Here is an 18,008-nt window from a genome sequence, read left to right as displayed (position 1 = left end):
AACTTTAATCAGTGGGGGTTTTGTTCATCCCCCACTGATTATTAGCCCTCACCAATCGGGCTGCCCGGCAAATAGCGGGATAAAATAAAAAACTTTACGTTTAAACGTAAAGTTTTTAATAAGTTATACAACCAGCGATTACAATCCCAATTGAAAGCGATAAAAACATAAGAAAAAGACCGACTGCTTGATTATCTTCTTCGAGACTTTTGTTTATATTAAAGCGTGGTGTAAGCCACTCAGCTAAATAAAAGACGATAATTTGAGCCAAAATCCCAACTGCTCCCCACGAAATCATATCAAGAAGTGAAATTGAATTAGCTGCTGTCGAATATAAAACAATAGCTAACCCAAGTAATCGTCCTCCAAGCACATAGCTTACCGCCTTATTCCCTTGAGCCATTAACTTAAATTCCTTAACTTTCGTTGTCACTTCCATCAAGAACAGACCAATACATAAAAGTCCGAGTGTTACTGCTAGATATAATAAAAAATTAATCATTTTTTCCCCCTCCTTTTTATACCTACCGGTAAATAGTACGATTCATTTCCTGTAATCTTTTCTCCCGCGCGAATACCGATACTACTCGCTTTTCCAGCAATTAAAAACGAACCAAACACATACGACAGTTTCTCCATCCCTTTTTCTGTTTCCAAGGATACGACTGGAAGTTCTATATACTTTTGAAATATCGGCAGTGACGCTTTATACGTTTGGTGTGCATTTTGAAGCATAATATTTTCGTCTTTATCGCGAATCGTAATTGTATCTCCTTCTCTCCCAAATGAAGGTTTTTGAACGAAAGAACCTTTGCCTAAAAATAAATCTGGTTCTAAATATGTAGGTAACATATATTCTTTAATCCACTGTTGTTCCTCATTTGTATAAAAGGCCTCTTCTTCTGCTAACCCCCAAATAAGACACTGAATTGATTTTGGCTGAAGTAAAAATGCTGACAAAGGATTTATTATAAAAAGCTTTCCGGCTTTTACAAGTTGTAACAGTTCCACACCTACCAAATCTCCTGTTTCAGGATCTTGATCCTCAATTAAATCTTCTATCGGATATGTTTGGCGATATAAAACATCAATCTTCGCCCCATCTTTATCGACTAGAGCATCTTTCGTAATTCTAAGTTCTGACATTGGCACTACTTTATTTTCAACATGGCATAACTGACTCAAATACTTAGTCGTATTCCAATCCTCAATATGTTCATGATGTGCTGTAAAAACAACATTTGGATTGTCTAATCCCTTTGTCGCTTCCATTACGGCTTTCGTAACACCAGAAGATAGTAATCGTTCTTGATCCGAGTTTGGATCATCATATCCTAGGTTTTCACAAACTTTTCCATTCATTTGAAAGCATTCCATAATAAAAGTTGGTGTATCACTATTAAACTCAAGCATTTTAATTTGGTTATCGTCCGTTATAACGAAATCAAATCGTGAAATAACAGATTCAGGATATAATTCTTTCATTCTAATGAATGATAAGCTCGCAGGAGGAAAACCCAGCTCAAGAAGCTGTTCGTCACTTAAATTACGTAAAAGTCTAGCAGTCTTAAAAAATATTTTCCCCATTCGTTCAGTAGCTAATTGCAATTGTTCCAAAGTCTGATTTGTTATAGAAAAAACATGAAACAAACTATACTCACATTCATATAAATCCGACCAAAAATTTGGATATTTCAAATAAAACTCTTTTCGATTTCTTATGTATTGCGACATATTTTAGCCCCCAAATCCTCCCTTTGAACCGCTTCCAATTCCACCTTTAAATTCAGCAGACGATTGATACGATTTAAACGCCGATGAATTTTTAAAGGTGGACTTATTTTGATAGTATCGCCCACCATAGAAATAATGCCCACGATAACCTGAACTACTATCATCACACTGCCATACCCCAAGTTCATCATCCCAATCCCAATCAGAACAACTATTATCATTCGGTTTTGGGGGAAGATCTTGTGCGCAGCCAAATAAAGTGCCAGTCATTAAAGATGTTACGACACCACCTACTAGCCATTTCGTTTTTGTCACCTTCGCACTCCCCTTTTTAAATTATATTTCTATTATATAAGACGGCATGATAAAGTAGAAGAAAAAGGAAGAAGAGGGATTAAATGCGCTTAGAATATCGACTTAATGATGAAACAAAAGGGTATCCTGCTTTATGGAACTACGCAAATATTTCTAATTCTGAAATTATCGCACGCATGACTTGTGAATATTTTATTAAAGAGAAAAATACTTATGTTGTTACTGCAACTTCGGTTGATCCAGACGGAACAGTAGTTATTTATATTCAAAAAGAAGTTTTCGCAAATGACCCTTCAGACCCTACATACTCCTACATCGGTTTTGAAATTAGAGAACTAAGTGAAACGAGTTCAAACATAGTAGATAGTCAAGATGTATGGAACTACGAAGAAATTTTACCATCTCTTCATTCAGATATTATATATATTCAGCGAGACGGCATGTCTATGGAATTCTCCTTGGATTCAAGAGAGATTGATGAAGACAGAAAGTGCTACATTTATTACGGAAACTTCACAGGTGAATCAAGATAATATTGATATATCTATGCAACAAAAAAACCTTACGTATAAAACGTAAGGTTTTTATATAGCCCCACATATGCCGTTCTCTCTAGATGTCCATAAACCTGCTCTCACAGGTGGATGCTCTCACAAATGTTTGTAACTTCCTTCTTAAAAAGATGGCATGTTAGCTACATTTAAATATTGAACTTCCATATTAAACTTATTGGTTTAAGACATGCATAAGCTACGTACACCGTAGGAATTTTATATAAGGTTAGTTGAAATAAGACCCCCGCACGTGCCGCTCCTCGTAAATGTCCAAAAACCCGCTACTCGCAGGTGGATGCCCTCACAGTTACCGTACATCTTCCTCCACAAGGAAGGCTTGATGATGGTCGCTAAATATTGAGCTTCCGTATAACTAACATCGGTTTTAGACATAAATAAGTTACGCACACCGCAGGATGTATTATTTACTTGTCGTTATATTATCACATTGTTTCTAATGTGTAAAATACAAAGTTTTTCGAGCAATCTCTTGCTTGTGACCTTATTTTAATACAAATTATTTTTGCATGCAAGTGATTAATCTTCTTCTTTTGCAATTTGATTTTCTGGATAAGAAATCCAATCACTCCAGCTACCTGCATACAATTTAACATTTTGGAATCCAGCCAATTTTAATGCAACGATATTTGGACATGCCGTAACACCAGAACCACAATATACAATGGTTTCCTTATCTTTCGACAGGTTTTGGAATCGTTCTTGTTGCTCAGCTTCATTCTGAAATTGTCCTGATTGCAACATTCCATCCTTCCAAAAATAATTTACTGCTGTCGGAATATGTCCTGCTTTATGATCGACAAGTTCCTCTACACCAGCATAACGTTTTGGCTCTCTTGAATCAATTAACGTAACATCTGCACCTGCCTGGATATTCTCTCTTACTGTTTCCATCGATACAAGCATATGATCTTGTATGTTTGTTTTGAATGTTTTTCGTATAACAACAGGAATTTCCGTTGTTGTCGGTAGTCCATTCTCTTTCCAAACCGGGAAACCACCATCTAATATATATACTTTCTCATGTCCTACATAGTTACATAACCACCATAAACGAGCAGCATTTGCACCAGCTTGACTGTCGTACGCAATTACTGTCGTATGTTCATCAATACCAACCTCCGAAAGCTTGTCCGCAAACTCTTCAATGCTTGGCAACGGATGGCGGCCACCATGTTCTGCTATAGGACTTGATAAATCTAAATTCAAATCAAAATATAACGCATGAGGAATATGTTCTTCTTTATACTTTTCTCTACCCCAATTAGGATTCGCTAAATCAAAACGACAATCGATTACACGGACGTTCTCATCTTCTATATGCTCACGTAACCATTCGACTGTAACTATCATCTTTAACGACCTTCTTTCTCTTGTAAACGACTTACATACTCCATAACCATTTCTTCTGTAACATATTTACGCTGCAAGGTAACACCATTTTTTGCAAGATCATTAATTTGCTTTGTTACAACATTAATGACATCAACCGAAAATTCTTTCCCATTTGACGCAAGAGATACGGCTGCTTCAATAGCTGCTTCACGCTGCGCATCTAATTGTAAACATGCTTTTACACTTTCATTTTGTTTACGAGAATGTGCTGTAATTGCTTTATGTACTTCCATCTTCTCTTCCCCCTAAATAAGTTATACGTTCTAATTCAATTCCATTGCAAGCCGAATCATATCACGACATACAATCCCATTTTCAATAATCTCTTCTTCATAATGCTTTGAAAAGTAATCAAAATCAATAGAAAAAATACGAAATCCACATTTTTGATATAAAGCAAGTTGTGAAACACTAGAATTACCTGTACCAATTTCAATTTTGGACATACCATATTCCTTAGCTGTTTCTACAGCATGCTTTAATAGCTTCTTTCCAATACCTTTTCCTTGCATATGTTCTACAACCGCAATATTCATGATTTCCATCGTCTTCGGCCTTGTTTCCAAAAGAACATACACACCGATGACGCTGTCCCCTTGCTTTGCTACGTATGTTAACCCTCTTTGTACATATGTAGCTATTTGCCGTTCACTTGGATCAGCAAGTAGCAATAAAGACTTCGGTATAGCCTCTTTTAAAATACGTTCTATTACAAAAGACATAAAAAATCCCCCCATCTCTATTGTTCTAAACCCTCCTTGTCTACCATAAATAATAGAAAGGAGGGATTCACCATGGACAACAATGAGAAAAAATGCAACGTCATCTCTATTGATGGAAAGAAGAAGAAAAGCGACACGTATTCCTATCCAAAATTAGTAGTTGAAAATAAAACATATGAATTTTCTTCATTCGTCTTATGCGGTGAAACACCAGATGGCAGACGACTCGTTCTTACTCATATGATTTCTACAGATGAATTTGCTGGATTTGTCAAATCTTTAGATACTGTACTGCAAAAGAAAATTGAACGAATCTTTTTCTCATAACGACTATATAACATAAATTTCTTTTTCAATCTCTACTAACTGATTGTGCAATTGTTCTTTACTTTGTTCATATAGAGATACATCGATCGTTTCAGCCAATGCAAACAATATACTTTCATAATAGTTCATCACATCTTGTTGCATCACTTTTTGGAATAAGTTCCACTTCATATCCCATTCTTGCTTATAATGATGAACAAATAAATCTTTTTCATCGGCTACATAGTTTGATACGAGCGGTTCTAATACAGATTTAGCGTCTTCTTGCATAAAAGCTTTGTCATTCTTTTCAAAAAAGCTTTTCTCATTTTTAAATTGTGCCAGTGCTTTTTTGAAATCTTTTATTTCAACTGAAGGGAACGGTTCTTTATGTGTAATATCTTTATATTCATACTCCACTGTTCCATTCATAGAAATTGATTGATTTTCTACTTTACAGTTCACTACAATTTCATCCTTTGCACGCTTCATCGCTTCGTCTATCCATTTTTCAAGACGTAATGATGTCGCACGCATTTCTTGTAATAAATCATGCTGAATAAATGCTACTAATTCCATAACACACTGTTGCAATTGTGTTTTCACATTTCCATCCGTTCGAAGTGACGCCGGATTAATAAATTCAGTAAACACATCGTTATAACGTAGGAATAGACGCTGTTGCACGTAATAAAGCAACTCTTTCACTTCATTTTGCATCGCCTGTTCTTCAGCAAGTACACTATATGATGAAATAATATGAAGTAGTTGATCACGCTCTGCTTCATATTTTTTCGTTTGCTTCTCTTTCTCTTCATTCCCCTGCTTTGCACCATTTATCATGTTTACTAAAAGCTGATCTGCCCCTTGCAACGCACCGTATAGAGCATGCACAGAAACAAGCATTAAATCTCTCATCATAAAGGACGTAAATGATTCCTCAAACTTAGTAATTCCAGAGTTTTGTAAAATACCATACTTCTCTTTTTCAACATTCTTTCCTTGTTTCTCTTCAAGCGCACATAAACTTGAAATTGCAAATAAACGCGGATTTCTAATACCGTATTGCAGTAGCTGATCTGCGATATAACCTTTTACCATTTCAAGTTCTTCTTCAGACTCTGCTAAATCCGCCGCATTAATTAAGAAGAACATTTTATCAAGGGCAAAAGTATCCTTTACACGACCAAGCTGAATTAAAAATTCACGATCAGCACGAGAGAATACATGGTTATAATATGTTACAAATAAAATAGCATCTGCGTTTTTAATATACTGGAATGCAACATCCGTATGGCGAGCATTAATAGAATCCGCTCCAGGTGTGTCTACAAGCGCTACTCCCTGCCTTGTTAAAGCACAATCATAATAAAGCTCCATATACTCAACGAAGCATGATTTTTCTTCATTCGCTACATAATCAGAGAACTCTTCTAATGTGACTTGTACTTGTTCTCCTAAATAAGTAGAAACTGCATCATACCCTTTTTGTACCGCTCGTAAGAAGCTAAATGTTGTTTTTTGCTTCCCAGTCGGTGAAGGATATTTCATAACTTTATCAATTTGTGCTAACGCCTCATCTAACGTAGTAATCTCATAATGAAACAGCTTATAAACAGCTTTCATATCTTCTAATAGAGCTTGCTTTGATTTGAATTGAACCATTACTGTTCCGTGTGGTTTTTCCTCTGTAACCGGCAAAATTTGATTAATCGTTGCCGTCGTCGGATTTGGTGATACAGGAAGTACCTTCTCACCAAGTAAGGCATTGGCAAATGATGATTTCCCAGCACTAAAAGCTCCGAATAACGCTACTGTAAATTGTTTCGTTTCCACACGACGCCTTTTTTCTATCACCTCTTGCTGTACATGTTTCAGCGCTGGCAATGGCTCTAATATCATTTCAGCTTTCTTCACTTTCTCTAATATACGCTGAATATTTAAAGCTGCCGTTCCTTTTATCTCTTCTTCATGAGCCGCTACGTTATCATTTACCATTTCCTGCTCTTGTAGTGTGAATTTCTCACTAACAATTTGTTTTTCACGTTGCAATATCTCCTCTATTTGCAATCCTTCTGGTGTAGCAACACGCTCGTGCCAAACATTTTGTAAATAACTTTCATATGTCTCTAAATTGTTACTGTATTGTAATTCCGTCTCTTTTGCCGTTTGCAACATCGTATATTTTTCAATCTCTTCTTCCATACGAGCAACTGCTTCCTTCACTTTTTGCTTTAAAACGACTGCACTTTTATCAAAAATTTGCTGTGCTTTTGTAAAATAACGTTTCTTCAGTTCATTCGCTACATCCGCTGTATAAAGAAGTAAGTAATCACCTGTGAAACCTGCACCTTGTTTAATGACTTCAGCTAACATTTCTGGTCCAAAAGCAATTTCTAAAGCATATATGTCTTTCCCAATTTCCTCCGTGAACAATCCTTCTTCTTTTAAGAAGGCTACAATAAATTCTTTCACATGAAAATCAAGTTGCGTTTCAACAGTCTTTTGAAGGGCAGAATAAAACGCCTCTACACGTCTTTGTTTTTCTTGCTCCGTCTTTCCTTTCGCAAATAGCAAACCAACTTTAAACTTTGTTAATTTCGTTTCTAAATATGCATTTGCCAATTCTCTCATTTCAAATGGCATTAAATACGCGTTATCTAATATAGCTTGTAAACCTTTTATAAATTCGTTTCTCACATGAGATTCTTTACTAGCCTCGCGATGTTTAGTTTCCGTTAGCTCTTCTTTCTTTTCAACTATTTCTGAAATCGAAAGCGGTGATGCTAACTCTTCCTCATATGTCAAAAGAGCTTTTTCATTTTCAGAAACAATAAACGAGAAATGTTCTCCCATTAAATGTTCTGTTTCTCGCTCCATTCCCTCTCTTACATACTGCTCTTTTTCTTTCATAATAGAAGTAATTAATGTTTCTAAACTTCCAATTTCATTATGTGGATGGTTCATCATTCGTAATGACGTATAATAAACTCCATCTACTTCAATATCCCAGTTAGAGAACGATTGTTTCACACTATCTTTATAATCCTCAAATGATAATTCGTTTTCTTTATGTTTATCTATTTGATTTACAACGAGATAAACCGTTTTATTACGTTGTTTCAATTCTTTAACAAATTGCAAATTCACTTCCGATTGGACGTGATTATAATCCATCATATAAAAAATTACGTCTGCTAGATGTAGCGTTGATTCTGTCGCTAGTTGATGGGCATCATCTGTTGAGTCAATCCCTGGTGTATCAACTAACATAACACCCTCAGGAATTGGTGCATCATTCCGATAAATATGAACACCAATTACCTCATCGCCATCTTTACAAATTTGCTTTAATTCTTCTGCTGAATATGCACCGTCATATTCGTACTGTTCTCCAGATTTAATCGTAACAACAACACGATCAAATCCCTTTTCAATTTTAACGACGTTAGCGCTTGTCGGAATTGGACTTGTTGGTAACAACTGCGCTTTATATAGATGATTCATCATCGTTGATTTCCCTGCTGAGAAATGACCGCAGAACGCTATCATAAGCTGCTCTCGTTTATATTTTTGAATTACTTCAAACAACTTTAAGCTATTCTCTGCATCGCCGTGTTTTTGCCACTCTTCATAAAAACAAACAAGTTTTTTCATACCGTTTGTCTGTACTATGTTTGTCATCCCCTTGTTCCCCTTTATCCAAGATGTATATACTTTTCCCCGCTAATTGCGAGCTCATAACCAGTGAGAGTTACACCTACCCATTGATTACAGTTTCACTTTACTATCATACTAAATTTTCAGCATATTCTCATTAAAAATAAAAAATCCCTTTCATTCTTTTTACAAATGAAAGGGATTTTATGTCATATCACTCATTTTGCTGTTCCTACTCCATTTAAAACATACTTTGCAATAACTGCATATACAGCAACTGTACCTGCTACTAATGCATATACCATACTCATGCACCAACTTTTTTTTGATAATGATTATCACTTTTGAATACATTTTATCATTAAAGAGAATCATTATCAACACTTTCCATAAAGAAAGCTCCTTATAAGAAGGAGCTTTACTGCCTGTTTTGAAAAAGGTTAAAACTTGTTGTGCACTCTTATTATATCTCATCCTACATAACTTAACAGTTTAAAAAAATGGAAATATCCCCTATCCCCTCCATCTTACATTTTGTATAATAAAAGGGAATTACTTAACAAGGAGGAAAAAAATGACACAAAATCTTACACAAGGCGAGAGGATACACTCCATTGATATTATTAGAGGAATAGCTGTACTAGGTATTTTTCTTGTAAATTGGCCTGTTATCGCCGGGGTTGACTCACGTGATCTTTCAGGAGTTTATGAGGGGCTAGATAGCTATATCCGTCTATTCTACGATATGTTTATTCAAACAAAGTTTTATACTATCTTTTCGTTTTTATTTGGCCTAGGATTTTATATTTTTATGACTCGTGCTGAAGCGAAAACAGATCGTCCAAAAACTTTATTTGTTCGTCGCTTACTTATTTTATTATTATTTGGTTTCTTACATTACGTTCTTCTATGGGACGGAGACATTTTACATACGTATGCAATCGCTGGATTTTTCTTATTTTTATTTTATAAGAGAGAAGCTCGTACCATTTTAATATGGGCAATCGTTTTATTAAGTATTTTTCAGTTTCTTATGCTAATTGCTAGTATTGGTATTGCCTTCATGCCAAAGGAGGAGCTTGGGTTATCCTTACCAATCATGCCACTTGAAGACTGGGTGTCACAAATACAAAATCGTTTCCATGCATTTTATGCTGATGGAATTAGACTAAACGTATTCATGCTACCAGAAACAGTTGGGCTATTTTTACTTGGTTTATATGCCGGTAAAAAGGATATTTTCCGCCGTACGAAAGAGTTAGATCCAAAGCTTAAAAAATGGCAAATTATTATGTTCATTTTAACATTGCCAATGTGGTTCTTCATGGTCCGTTATTTCTTATCAAAACCATCTTATGAACCAATTTATATGCAGGCCTTTACAATGTTTAGCGGCAAAACATTATTCATATTCTACATTTTCACGCTCATGCGTTTATTACAAAAAGAAAAATGGCAAACATTATTACGTCCATTCCAATACGTTGGACGAATGGCATTAACAAATTACATCTCGCATACAATTGTTACATTACTTGTATTCGGGCTATTGTTTAAAAATGATTATCTTGCTCCACTATGGGTTGGACCACTATTCTGCATTAGTTTCTACACGTTACAAATCTTTATTAGCCGCTGGTGGCTTTCACATTACCAATACGGACCACTTGAGTACATTTGGCGTCTTGGTACTTACAGAAAAATGATGTCCCTTAAAAAGAAAAGCAAGGTCTCATAACGAGACCTTGCTTTTTTACGCTTCTCTTACCGCACTTTGCATAGACACCGGCTCTTCTTTTACTTTCACTTTACGCTGCGGCACCATATTAAATACGATATTTAAAAGTACTGCTGACGCACTTCCAAGTACAATTCCGTTATCTGTTAAAATACGAATGTTTTCAGGAAGTTGTGAGAATAATGTAGGAACGACTGTAACACCAAGCCCGATTCCGACAGAACATGCAACGATTAATAAGTTTTCTTGTTTACCAAAATCAACGCTACTTAACATTTTAATACCATATGCCATTACCATACCGAACATTGCGAGCATAGCACCGCCAAGTACTGATTTCGGAATGATTGTTGTAATAGCTGCGATTTTAGGAATGAATCCAAGAACGATTAACATACCACCGCAAGTATAAATAATAACGCGATTTCTTACTCCAGTTAATTGAACAAGTCCTACGTTTTGAGAGTAAGTTGTATATGGGAACGCGTTGAAAATGCCACCTAACACCATCGCTAATCCTTCTGCTCGATAGCCCTTTGTTAATTCTTTTTCACCGATTTTTTTATTGCAAATATCAGATAATGCAAAGTATACACCCGTTGCTTCTACAATCCCTACACAAGCAACGAGAATCATCGTAATAACTGGTGTTAATTCAAATGTTGGTGTACCGAAGTAAAATGGTTGAATACCATGGAACCAATCAGCCTCTCCAACCGCTTGCAAGCTTACTTTCCCCATAAACGCTGCAACGATTGTACCGAACAATAGACCTAGTAAAATAGAGATTGAACGAATAAATCCATCAAAGAAACGATACATAATGATGATAAATAGTAACACACCAAATGCTAATGCTAAATTTTCAAGACTACCGAAATCCTTACTTCCTACTCCTCCAGCCATATCATTAATTGCTGCTGGAACAAGTGTAACTCCAATTACAGTAACAACAGATCCTGTTACAACAGGTGGGAAAAGCTTTACAAGTTTCCCGAATAACTTTGCAAAAATAACAACGAACAATCCAGCAGCAATAATTGCTCCATAAATGGAAGACACACCGTATTGTTTTCCAATCGCAATCATTGGTCCAACGGCTGTAAATGTACAACCAAGTACAACGGGAAGTCCAATACCGAAAAAGCGATTTGATAATGCTTGTAAAATTGTCGCAACGCCACACATTAATAAATCAATTGAGACTAAATATGTTAACTCTTTTTGATTTAAACCAAGTCCACCGCCCACAATAAGCGGAACGATAATTGCTCCAGCATACATTGCAAGCATATGCTGCATACCAAGCGATGCAATTTTAAATGGATGCTGCTTCATCGTTTATTTCACCTCCGCAGTTTCTTGCTGTACAAATGTAACTGTGCCGTTATCAAGTGATGCAATTTCTGCTAGTGATTCAACACGAACGCCTTGTTCACGAAGCTTCTTTCCTCCATCTTGAAATGCTTTTTCAATAACAATTCCAATTCCTGCAATACTTGCTCCTGCTTGCTCTACCAAACTCATTAAACCTAAAGCAGCCTGACCGTTTGCTAAAAAGTCATCGATGATTAGCACGCGATCATTTTCATCGATATGATTTCGAGATAATGAAATTTCATTTGTTTCTTGTTTTGTAAATGAATATACGTTTGCAACGTACATATTATCTTGTAACGTTAACGATTTACGTTTTCTTGCAAAGATTACTTTTACACCAAGCTCTAATGCAGCCATAACAGCTGGTGCAATGCCTGAAGATTCAATCGTCACGATTTTTGTAATGTTCTCTTCTTTAAAACGTTTAGCAAATTCTTTTCCGATTTCTTGCATAAGTACTGGATCAATTTGGTGATTTAAAAATGCATCCACCTTTAATACATCACCAGATAAAACCTTTCCTTCATTCAAAATCTTTTCTTGTAATACTTTCATGTTTGTTCCCCCTCTTATGCAATAAAAAAACTCCAAAAGCCGCCACCACTCGTTACAAGTGAGAGACGCGCTTTTGGAGTTTCGCAAAAAAAGAATGCTAAACAAGCAATTATATTCGTCCTCACTCATAGTCAAAGTATTTACGGTACTTCGGTAGAAACTTGCAGGCCATATCCCCGCGATTATATGAGTGTAGCTAACTATTTATTTTATAGAAGGATTATAACGCACTTTTTATACTTTGAAAAGCATTTATCGAAAAAACACGTACGAATTTTTAAAAACTACTATTTTCGTTCGAGTTTTGTAAACTCTTTCATTCCCAATTACAACTTCGTTAAAATGACTGGTCCATCTTTTGTAATCGCAATTGTATGCTCGTATTGAGCTGATAATTTCCTGTCCATCGTTCTTGCAGTCCATCCATTTAAATCTACTTTCGAGTATCGCATACCTACATTGACAATCGGCTCAATCGTAATCACCATTCCTTCTTGTAACTGAGGCCCTTGTCCTTGCTTCCCAAAATGAAAAATTGCTGGTTCTTCATGAATCTCTTTACCAATTCCATGTCCCGTAAAGTCTCTTGCGACAGAAAAACCTTCATTTGTTACATAACTTTCAATTGCATAGCCAATGTCTCCTACATGATTACCGATTACTGCCTGATCAATCCCTTTATATAAAGCTTTTTCAGCTACTAACAATAACCTTTCTGCTTCATCAGAAACATTTCCGACTATATACGTCCAAGCAGAATCTGAAAGACCACCATTTAAGTTTACTACCATGTCAACGGTTACAATATCTCCTTCATTTAAAGGAACATCGGCCGGAAACCCATGACACATTTCATCGTTTACAGATGCACATATCGCATATGGATACCCATTGTAATCTTTCTGTTCAGATGTGGCACCATGCTTTTTTAAATACATTTCAACAAACGTATTAATTTCTTGTGTCGTTATACCTGGCTTTATCATTTTCGCAATTTCTTTATGACATGAAGCAAGTAATTTTCCAGATTCATGCATCAAATCTATTTCATTTTTCGTTTTAATTGTAATCATACTACCTCTACCTTTCCTTACTAAACCTGCTATTTGCTACTAAAATTCAATCATACACATCAAAACCCTCAATTACAACAAGTACAAAAATATGTATCATATATTTCTACATCAAAATAAAAAAACAGAAGATCCCTCTGTTTTTTAATCATTTTTACACATGTAATTCATTTTCAAAAACTCAAAACAACTACCATTTGTTCTCTGTATAAACGTTCCAACTGCCTCAAATCCTGCTCTTTTATACACTTTGATTGCTCTCTCATTAAATGTCGCTACTGATAGTGTTATATAATTGCATCCGTATTTTTCTTCACTAAAAGCTAGTCCAGCATTTACGAACTGTAAACCAAATCCATTGCCAGTTATATCAGGTCTCATTCCAAGTCCTATATCAACCGTTCCATCATTCATTTTACAAACAGTAAAAAAACCAATGAGAATGCCATTTTGCTTCACAGAAAATGTATGATTCCCTCTACTCTCACCATGTAAAAATTCATCTAAATCTTCTTCATCTGCCTCTATATCATAAAAAGAATATTTCCCTTCATAATGCCAGTTATACGCAATTTCCTCCGCTTCTTCTTGCTTCATTACTGTATATGTATAACAACCCATTCTCCCATCCCCTTTAACAAAAAGAGCTGCAATTAAGCAGCTCTTTTTGTTACAACTCATAAATCTCTTTATATTTCGCTTCTAAATAATCGGCTAAGTAGTTTGCATTTAAGCCTTCACCTGTTACATCTTTTAAAATTTCAAGTGGCTTTTTCGTTTTACCATATTGGTGAATATGTTCTGTTAACCATTCACGAATCGGTGTTACGTTTCCTTCTTCTAATAATGCATCAAAGTTCGGAATATCTTTTAACATTCTTTGCTTAAATTGCGCTGCATACATGTAACCAAGCGCATAAGATGGGAAGTATCCAAATGAGCCACCAGCCCAGTGAACATCTTGCAATACACCTTGCGCATCATTTTCCGGACGAATTCCTAAATATGCTTCCATCTTATCATTCCAAGCTGCTGGTAAGTCCTTCACTTGTAATGTACCATCAAATAATTCTTTCTCTAATTCATAACGCACCATAACATGAAGCGGGTATGTAAGCTCATCTGCTTCTATACGAATGAATGACGGCTTCGATTCGTTAATTGCATCATAAAACTCATCGACTGAAATATCATCAAATTGACCATCGCTATACTCTTTTAATAAATCATAATTTTTCTTCCAGAATGATTTATTACGGCCGATAAAGTTCTCAAAGAATAATGATTGTGATTCGTGAATACCCATAGATGTACCACTGCAAAGTGGTGTACCTTCAAATTGTTCTGCAATGTTTTGTTCATATACTGCATGACCACATTCATGAATTGTTCCAAATACAGCCATACGGAAATCTTTTTCATCATAGCGTGTCGTAATACGAACATCCCCTCTATTTAATGTAATTTCGAAAGGATGTACTGTTTCATCAAGACGACCTGCTTCAAAGTCATAATTCAATTGCTTTAATAGTTCTAATGTAAAGTTCTTTTGTTTTTCTTTTGAAAACTGTTCCGATAAAGCACTTGTTTTTAATCCTTTTTTAGACTCAGAGATTTCTTTTACAAGCGGCACGATGCGCTCACGAAGTTGACCAAATACGTGATCTAAAACTTCTACTGTAATACCTGGCTCATACATGTCTAATATTGTATTGTATTTATATGTTTCATAACCCCAATATGTAATAAATTTCTTTTTAAATTCAACAATTTTTTCTAAGTACGGGCGGAACATTTCGAAATCAGATTTTTCGCGAGCTTCTTCCCACACACTCTCTGCTTTCGCTTCTAATTTCACATAAGCCTCATATTCAGCTTGTGGAATTTTTTTATTTCTATCATATTCTTTCCGACACTCTTCAACCATTTTCTTTGTCGTTTCAGAAAGTTTATCTTCACGTATTAAAGCTTCAAGTTCTGTTAAATAGTTTCCCATCTCATCTGAAGTCGACATAGCAAACACTTCTGACGAAAGCATACCAATTACTTCTGAACGCTGATCTACACCTTTTTTTGGTGCACCTGTTCTTAAATCCCAAAACATTAAACTTAATGCTTCTCCGTAATTCTGTATCTTTTTCACGTATGTTAAAAATTGTTTTTCCACTTCATATGTAGCAACTGTCATCGTATAAAAGCCTCCTTTTTCTACCTCAAACTTAATTCGACACGGAAACATAAATTCCTTTTATAATAGAAAAAAAGCTTGGCAAGCGCCAAGCTTTCTCCTTATAATTCTTTACCTTCTACTGGCAGTACATTTTTCACAGCTGCAACTACTTTCTCATCTTCTGAATCAGATAAGAAGATTGATATAGCACCTTTATCTTCACTTGTACGAATTAAACGCCCAATTCCTTGACGAAGTCGTAAAATCATATATGGTACATCTACATCCCAGAATGGATCATTTACGTGCTTACGTTTCGCTTCAAACACAGGGTCGTTTGGAGGGAATGGTAATGACCAAATAATAACGTGTGATAATGATGAACCAGGAATATCTAAACCTTCCCATAAATGAACCGCACAAAGTACAGTTTCTTCTTCATTTTGGAAACGAGAAACGAGCTGGCTAATTTCCTGATCTCCTTCATATAAGAATGGAACCGACATTTGCTCTTTACTTACATACTCTTTGAACGCTGCAAGCTCTTGCGTTGTACGGAATAATACAAGTGTACGTCCATTTGTTTTTTGTATATTTTCAAGTGTATATTGACACTTTCTTTCCCATTCATTTTCTTTCGTATGCGATAGTAAGTTTACTGCCATTTGCTCTTCGTAATCAAACGGTGAAGCAACTGAGAATGATAAGTAATCTTTTACCCCTAGGCTATTAGCTGTAAACGCGAATGAATCATTGTTCGATAATGTCGCAGAAGAGAAAATATACGGTATTTTCTTCGAGAACACTTTCTCTTGTAATACTTCTTCAACTGCACGCGGCATAATAACTAACGTGAAGGCACCATCACCTTCTTCACCCCAAGTAATTACATTTTTCTCGTGCATGAACAGACGAAGTGAATGTTCTAATACATCTAAATGCTCATCAACAATATTTAAATCATACGTGTTTACTGTATGCATTTCACTTTCAAATACTAATGCATCTCCAACTTCACCGATTTTTGCATAAAGTCGTTTCGCTTCAGCTGTTACTTTTTCTGTCACAGTAATTTCTAAACGATCAGAACCGGCAATTTCTTTTTTGTTTTCTTGTAACACATCAAAGAATCGTTCAGTTTGCCAGATTGTTTCTTCTACTAAATGTGCAAACTCTTCACGAATATCATTTTGTAATAATCTCGTTAAAAGTTGCTCCATCATCGTTTGCTTTAAACGGTACGTTAACGCTTTTTGAGCTGCATATTCTACAAGATGCCCTTCATCGAATACAACGCAGCTACTTTCAGGTAATAACGGAATTTGCCCTTCACGTTTACGAGCATCGTACGTCCAAATATGATCCATATAGAAATCTTGAGAACAAATAATTAAATCTGCTGCTTTACGATAATGTTCACGAGAAAGAGTTTGACCACAGCGATGACGTGAATCGCAAGTAAAGCAATCCTGGAAGTAATCCCAGTTTACTCTTGACCATTCTTCGTCATTTAAAAGTGGAAATTCTTTTCGATCACCATAGTGAGTAAAGTTTTGCATCGTACCATGATCGAATACGAATTGTGGTAATTCATAATATAGGTCTTCAATTACTTCTGGAGCTCGTCCACTCATAACATCTTCTAATTTTCGTAAACATAAATAATTATCCATTGATTTCGCAAGTCTTACATCAACTGATAAACCTAATGCTTCAGATAATTTAGCAATGTCCCCTTCTTCTTTTACAAGCTGCTCAATTAACGTTTCATCTGCACAAGCGATAATTGCTGGTTTTCCAGTATAACGCGCGTAGCAAATTGCATATAGAAGATATACAATTGTTTTCCCTGTTCCTACACCCGCTTCTGCGAACATAACTTTCTTTTCTTGGAAAGCGCGTTCTAACTGAAACGCCATAAAAATTTGTTCATCACGCTCTTCAAAGCCTTTTTCCGGAAGGATGTCGTAAAACACATCTCCAATCCACTCATTCAACTTATCATAAAAATTATCTTGTTTTCCTACTTCAAATGGTAATCTCTTCTCAGTAAACATCCTTAGCCTCCAACCAAAAAGTTTTTCTATAAAAAGATATAGCAACTGCTACACATATGTGTGCAACCTCTTTCCCCTGTTGCAATACATCGAAATTCACGAAAAAAAATTTTCCTTTCGAAAAAGGAAAATTTTCTTCTATATTAATGACTTTAAATACCGTTTATCAATCGCCGTTTCATGTGAAAGAGCTGACAAATATTCTTCTTGTGCTTTTTGTATTTCATCTACAATTACACCTTGACTATCCACTTCTTTTCCGAGCTCATCATACGTACGGTGAATAGCTTTTTGAATCATTGATAATTGGAAACTATCCATATCACTTCCT

17 protein-coding genes, 2 other RNA genes and 1 riboswitch are annotated in these 18,008 nt (G+C 35.6%); of the genes, 3 read left to right on the top strand and 16 right to left on the bottom strand.

Annotation, left to right across the window (positions count from 1 at the left end; translation table 11 throughout):
- Nucleotides 1-115 precede the first annotated feature (115 nt).
- Genes RT27_RS06000 through RT27_RS05990 form a run of 3 tightly spaced genes read right to left on the bottom strand, consistent with a single transcriptional unit; the run spans nt 116 to nt 2,049 of the window.
- Nucleotides 116-502 (bottom strand): DUF350 domain-containing protein, encoded by a 387-nt coding sequence (locus RT27_RS06000; protein ID WP_000606857.1) that lies wholly within the window; start codon nt 500-502, stop codon nt 116-118.
- The gene (locus RT27_RS05995) at nt 499-1,734 is read right to left on the bottom strand and encodes a glutathionylspermidine synthase family protein (protein WP_043935520.1); all 1,236 of its coding nucleotides are present in this window, start codon (nt 1,732-1,734) and stop codon (nt 499-501) included. Before RT27_RS05995 ends, RT27_RS06000 begins: the two co-directional genes overlap by 4 nt.
- 3 nt (nt 1,735-1,737) lie before the next feature.
- Nucleotides 1,738-2,049, bottom strand: a complete 312-nt coding sequence (locus RT27_RS05990) for a hypothetical protein (protein ID WP_000169030.1) — start codon at nt 2,047-2,049, stop codon at nt 1,738-1,740.
- A gap of 83 nt (nt 2,050-2,132) precedes the next feature.
- Between RT27_RS05990 and RT27_RS05985 the strand changes: the two genes are divergently transcribed.
- Nucleotides 2,133-2,582, top strand: coding sequence for a hypothetical protein (locus tag RT27_RS05985; RefSeq protein WP_025688552.1), 450 nt, complete (start codon nt 2,133-2,135; stop codon nt 2,580-2,582).
- A gap of 54 nt (nt 2,583-2,636) precedes the next feature.
- On the opposite strand, the gene ssrS (RT27_RS32910) is transcribed toward RT27_RS05985, so the two are convergent.
- The 5 genes from ssrS (RT27_RS32910) to RT27_RS05970 form a co-directional block, all read right to left on the bottom strand.
- Nucleotides 2,637-2,820, bottom strand: a non-coding RNA gene (gene ssrS, locus RT27_RS32910) — 6S RNA.
- Nucleotides 2,821-2,841: 21 nt separating this feature from the next.
- Nucleotides 2,842-3,024, bottom strand: a non-coding RNA gene (gene ssrS, locus RT27_RS32905) — 6S RNA.
- 116 nt (nt 3,025-3,140) lie between these two features.
- The gene (locus tag RT27_RS05980; RefSeq protein ID WP_016082227.1) at nt 3,141-3,974 is read right to left on the bottom strand and encodes a sulfurtransferase; all 834 of its coding nucleotides are present in this window, start codon (nt 3,972-3,974) and stop codon (nt 3,141-3,143) included.
- A 2-nt stretch (nt 3,975-3,976) separates the two neighbouring features.
- A complete protein-coding gene (locus RT27_RS05975; RefSeq protein WP_000451820.1) occupies nt 3,977-4,249 on the bottom strand; it encodes a YpbS family protein in 273 nt (90 codons plus the stop codon).
- 30 nt (nt 4,250-4,279) lie between these two features.
- Nucleotides 4,280-4,738, bottom strand: a complete 459-nt coding sequence (locus RT27_RS05970; protein WP_016082228.1) for a GNAT family N-acetyltransferase — start codon at nt 4,736-4,738, stop codon at nt 4,280-4,282.
- Between the two features lie 72 nt (nt 4,739-4,810).
- Between RT27_RS05970 and RT27_RS05965 the strand changes: the two genes are divergently transcribed.
- Nucleotides 4,811-5,065, top strand: coding sequence for a DUF3931 domain-containing protein (locus tag RT27_RS05965; protein ID WP_000369740.1), 255 nt, complete (start codon nt 4,811-4,813; stop codon nt 5,063-5,065).
- A gap of 3 nt (nt 5,066-5,068) precedes the next feature.
- On the opposite strand, the gene RT27_RS05960 is transcribed toward RT27_RS05965, so the two are convergent.
- Nucleotides 5,069-8,728: a dynamin family protein gene (locus RT27_RS05960; RefSeq protein WP_043935517.1), complete on the bottom strand. Its 3,660-nt coding sequence runs from the start codon at nt 8,726-8,728 to the stop codon at nt 5,069-5,071.
- Between the two features lie 550 nt (nt 8,729-9,278).
- Here RT27_RS05960 and RT27_RS05955 point away from each other — a divergent pair.
- The gene (locus RT27_RS05955; RefSeq protein WP_043935516.1) at nt 9,279-10,442 is read left to right on the top strand and encodes a DUF418 domain-containing protein; all 1,164 of its coding nucleotides are present in this window, start codon (nt 9,279-9,281) and stop codon (nt 10,440-10,442) included.
- 15 nt (nt 10,443-10,457) lie between these two features.
- On the opposite strand, the gene pbuX is transcribed toward RT27_RS05955, so the two are convergent.
- The 7 genes from pbuX to RT27_RS05920 form a co-directional block, all read right to left on the bottom strand.
- Nucleotides 10,458-11,780 (bottom strand): xanthine permease PbuX, encoded by a 1,323-nt coding sequence (gene pbuX / locus RT27_RS05950; protein ID WP_000809230.1) that lies wholly within the window; start codon nt 11,778-11,780, stop codon nt 10,458-10,460.
- Between the two features lie 3 nt (nt 11,781-11,783).
- A complete protein-coding gene (locus tag RT27_RS05945; protein WP_000866483.1) occupies nt 11,784-12,377 on the bottom strand; it encodes a xanthine phosphoribosyltransferase in 594 nt (197 codons plus the stop codon).
- A gap of 108 nt (nt 12,378-12,485) precedes the next feature.
- A riboswitch (purine riboswitch) is annotated at nt 12,486-12,587 on the bottom strand.
- A gap of 116 nt (nt 12,588-12,703) precedes the next feature.
- Complete coding sequence (locus RT27_RS05940; protein ID WP_016082232.1) at nt 12,704-13,450, bottom strand: type I methionyl aminopeptidase; 747 nt, start codon at nt 13,448-13,450, stop codon at nt 12,704-12,706.
- Between the two features lie 144 nt (nt 13,451-13,594).
- Nucleotides 13,595-14,071: a GNAT family protein gene (locus tag RT27_RS05935; protein WP_043935515.1), complete on the bottom strand. Its 477-nt coding sequence runs from the start codon at nt 14,069-14,071 to the stop codon at nt 13,595-13,597.
- 49 nt (nt 14,072-14,120) lie between these two features.
- Nucleotides 14,121-15,638, bottom strand: coding sequence for a carboxypeptidase (gene ypwA, locus RT27_RS05930; protein ID WP_043935514.1), 1,518 nt, complete (start codon nt 15,636-15,638; stop codon nt 14,121-14,123).
- Between the two features lie 101 nt (nt 15,639-15,739).
- Nucleotides 15,740-17,677: an ATP-dependent DNA helicase gene (locus RT27_RS05925; RefSeq protein WP_016082235.1), complete on the bottom strand. Its 1,938-nt coding sequence runs from the start codon at nt 17,675-17,677 to the stop codon at nt 15,740-15,742.
- Between the two features lie 138 nt (nt 17,678-17,815).
- Nucleotides 17,816-17,998, bottom strand: a complete 183-nt coding sequence (locus tag RT27_RS05920; protein ID WP_000376898.1) for a DUF3921 domain-containing protein — start codon at nt 17,996-17,998, stop codon at nt 17,816-17,818.
- Nucleotides 17,999-18,008: the final 10 nt, after the last annotated feature.

The sequence above is a fragment of the Bacillus sp. L_1B0_5 genome (assembly GCF_000836715.1).
Classification (GTDB): Bacteria; Bacillota; Bacilli; order Bacillales; family Bacillaceae_G; genus Bacillus_A; species Bacillus_A thuringiensis_S.
The sequence above is the reverse complement of the archived record's forward strand: the minus strand, read 5'-3'. Positions and strand labels throughout refer to the sequence as shown.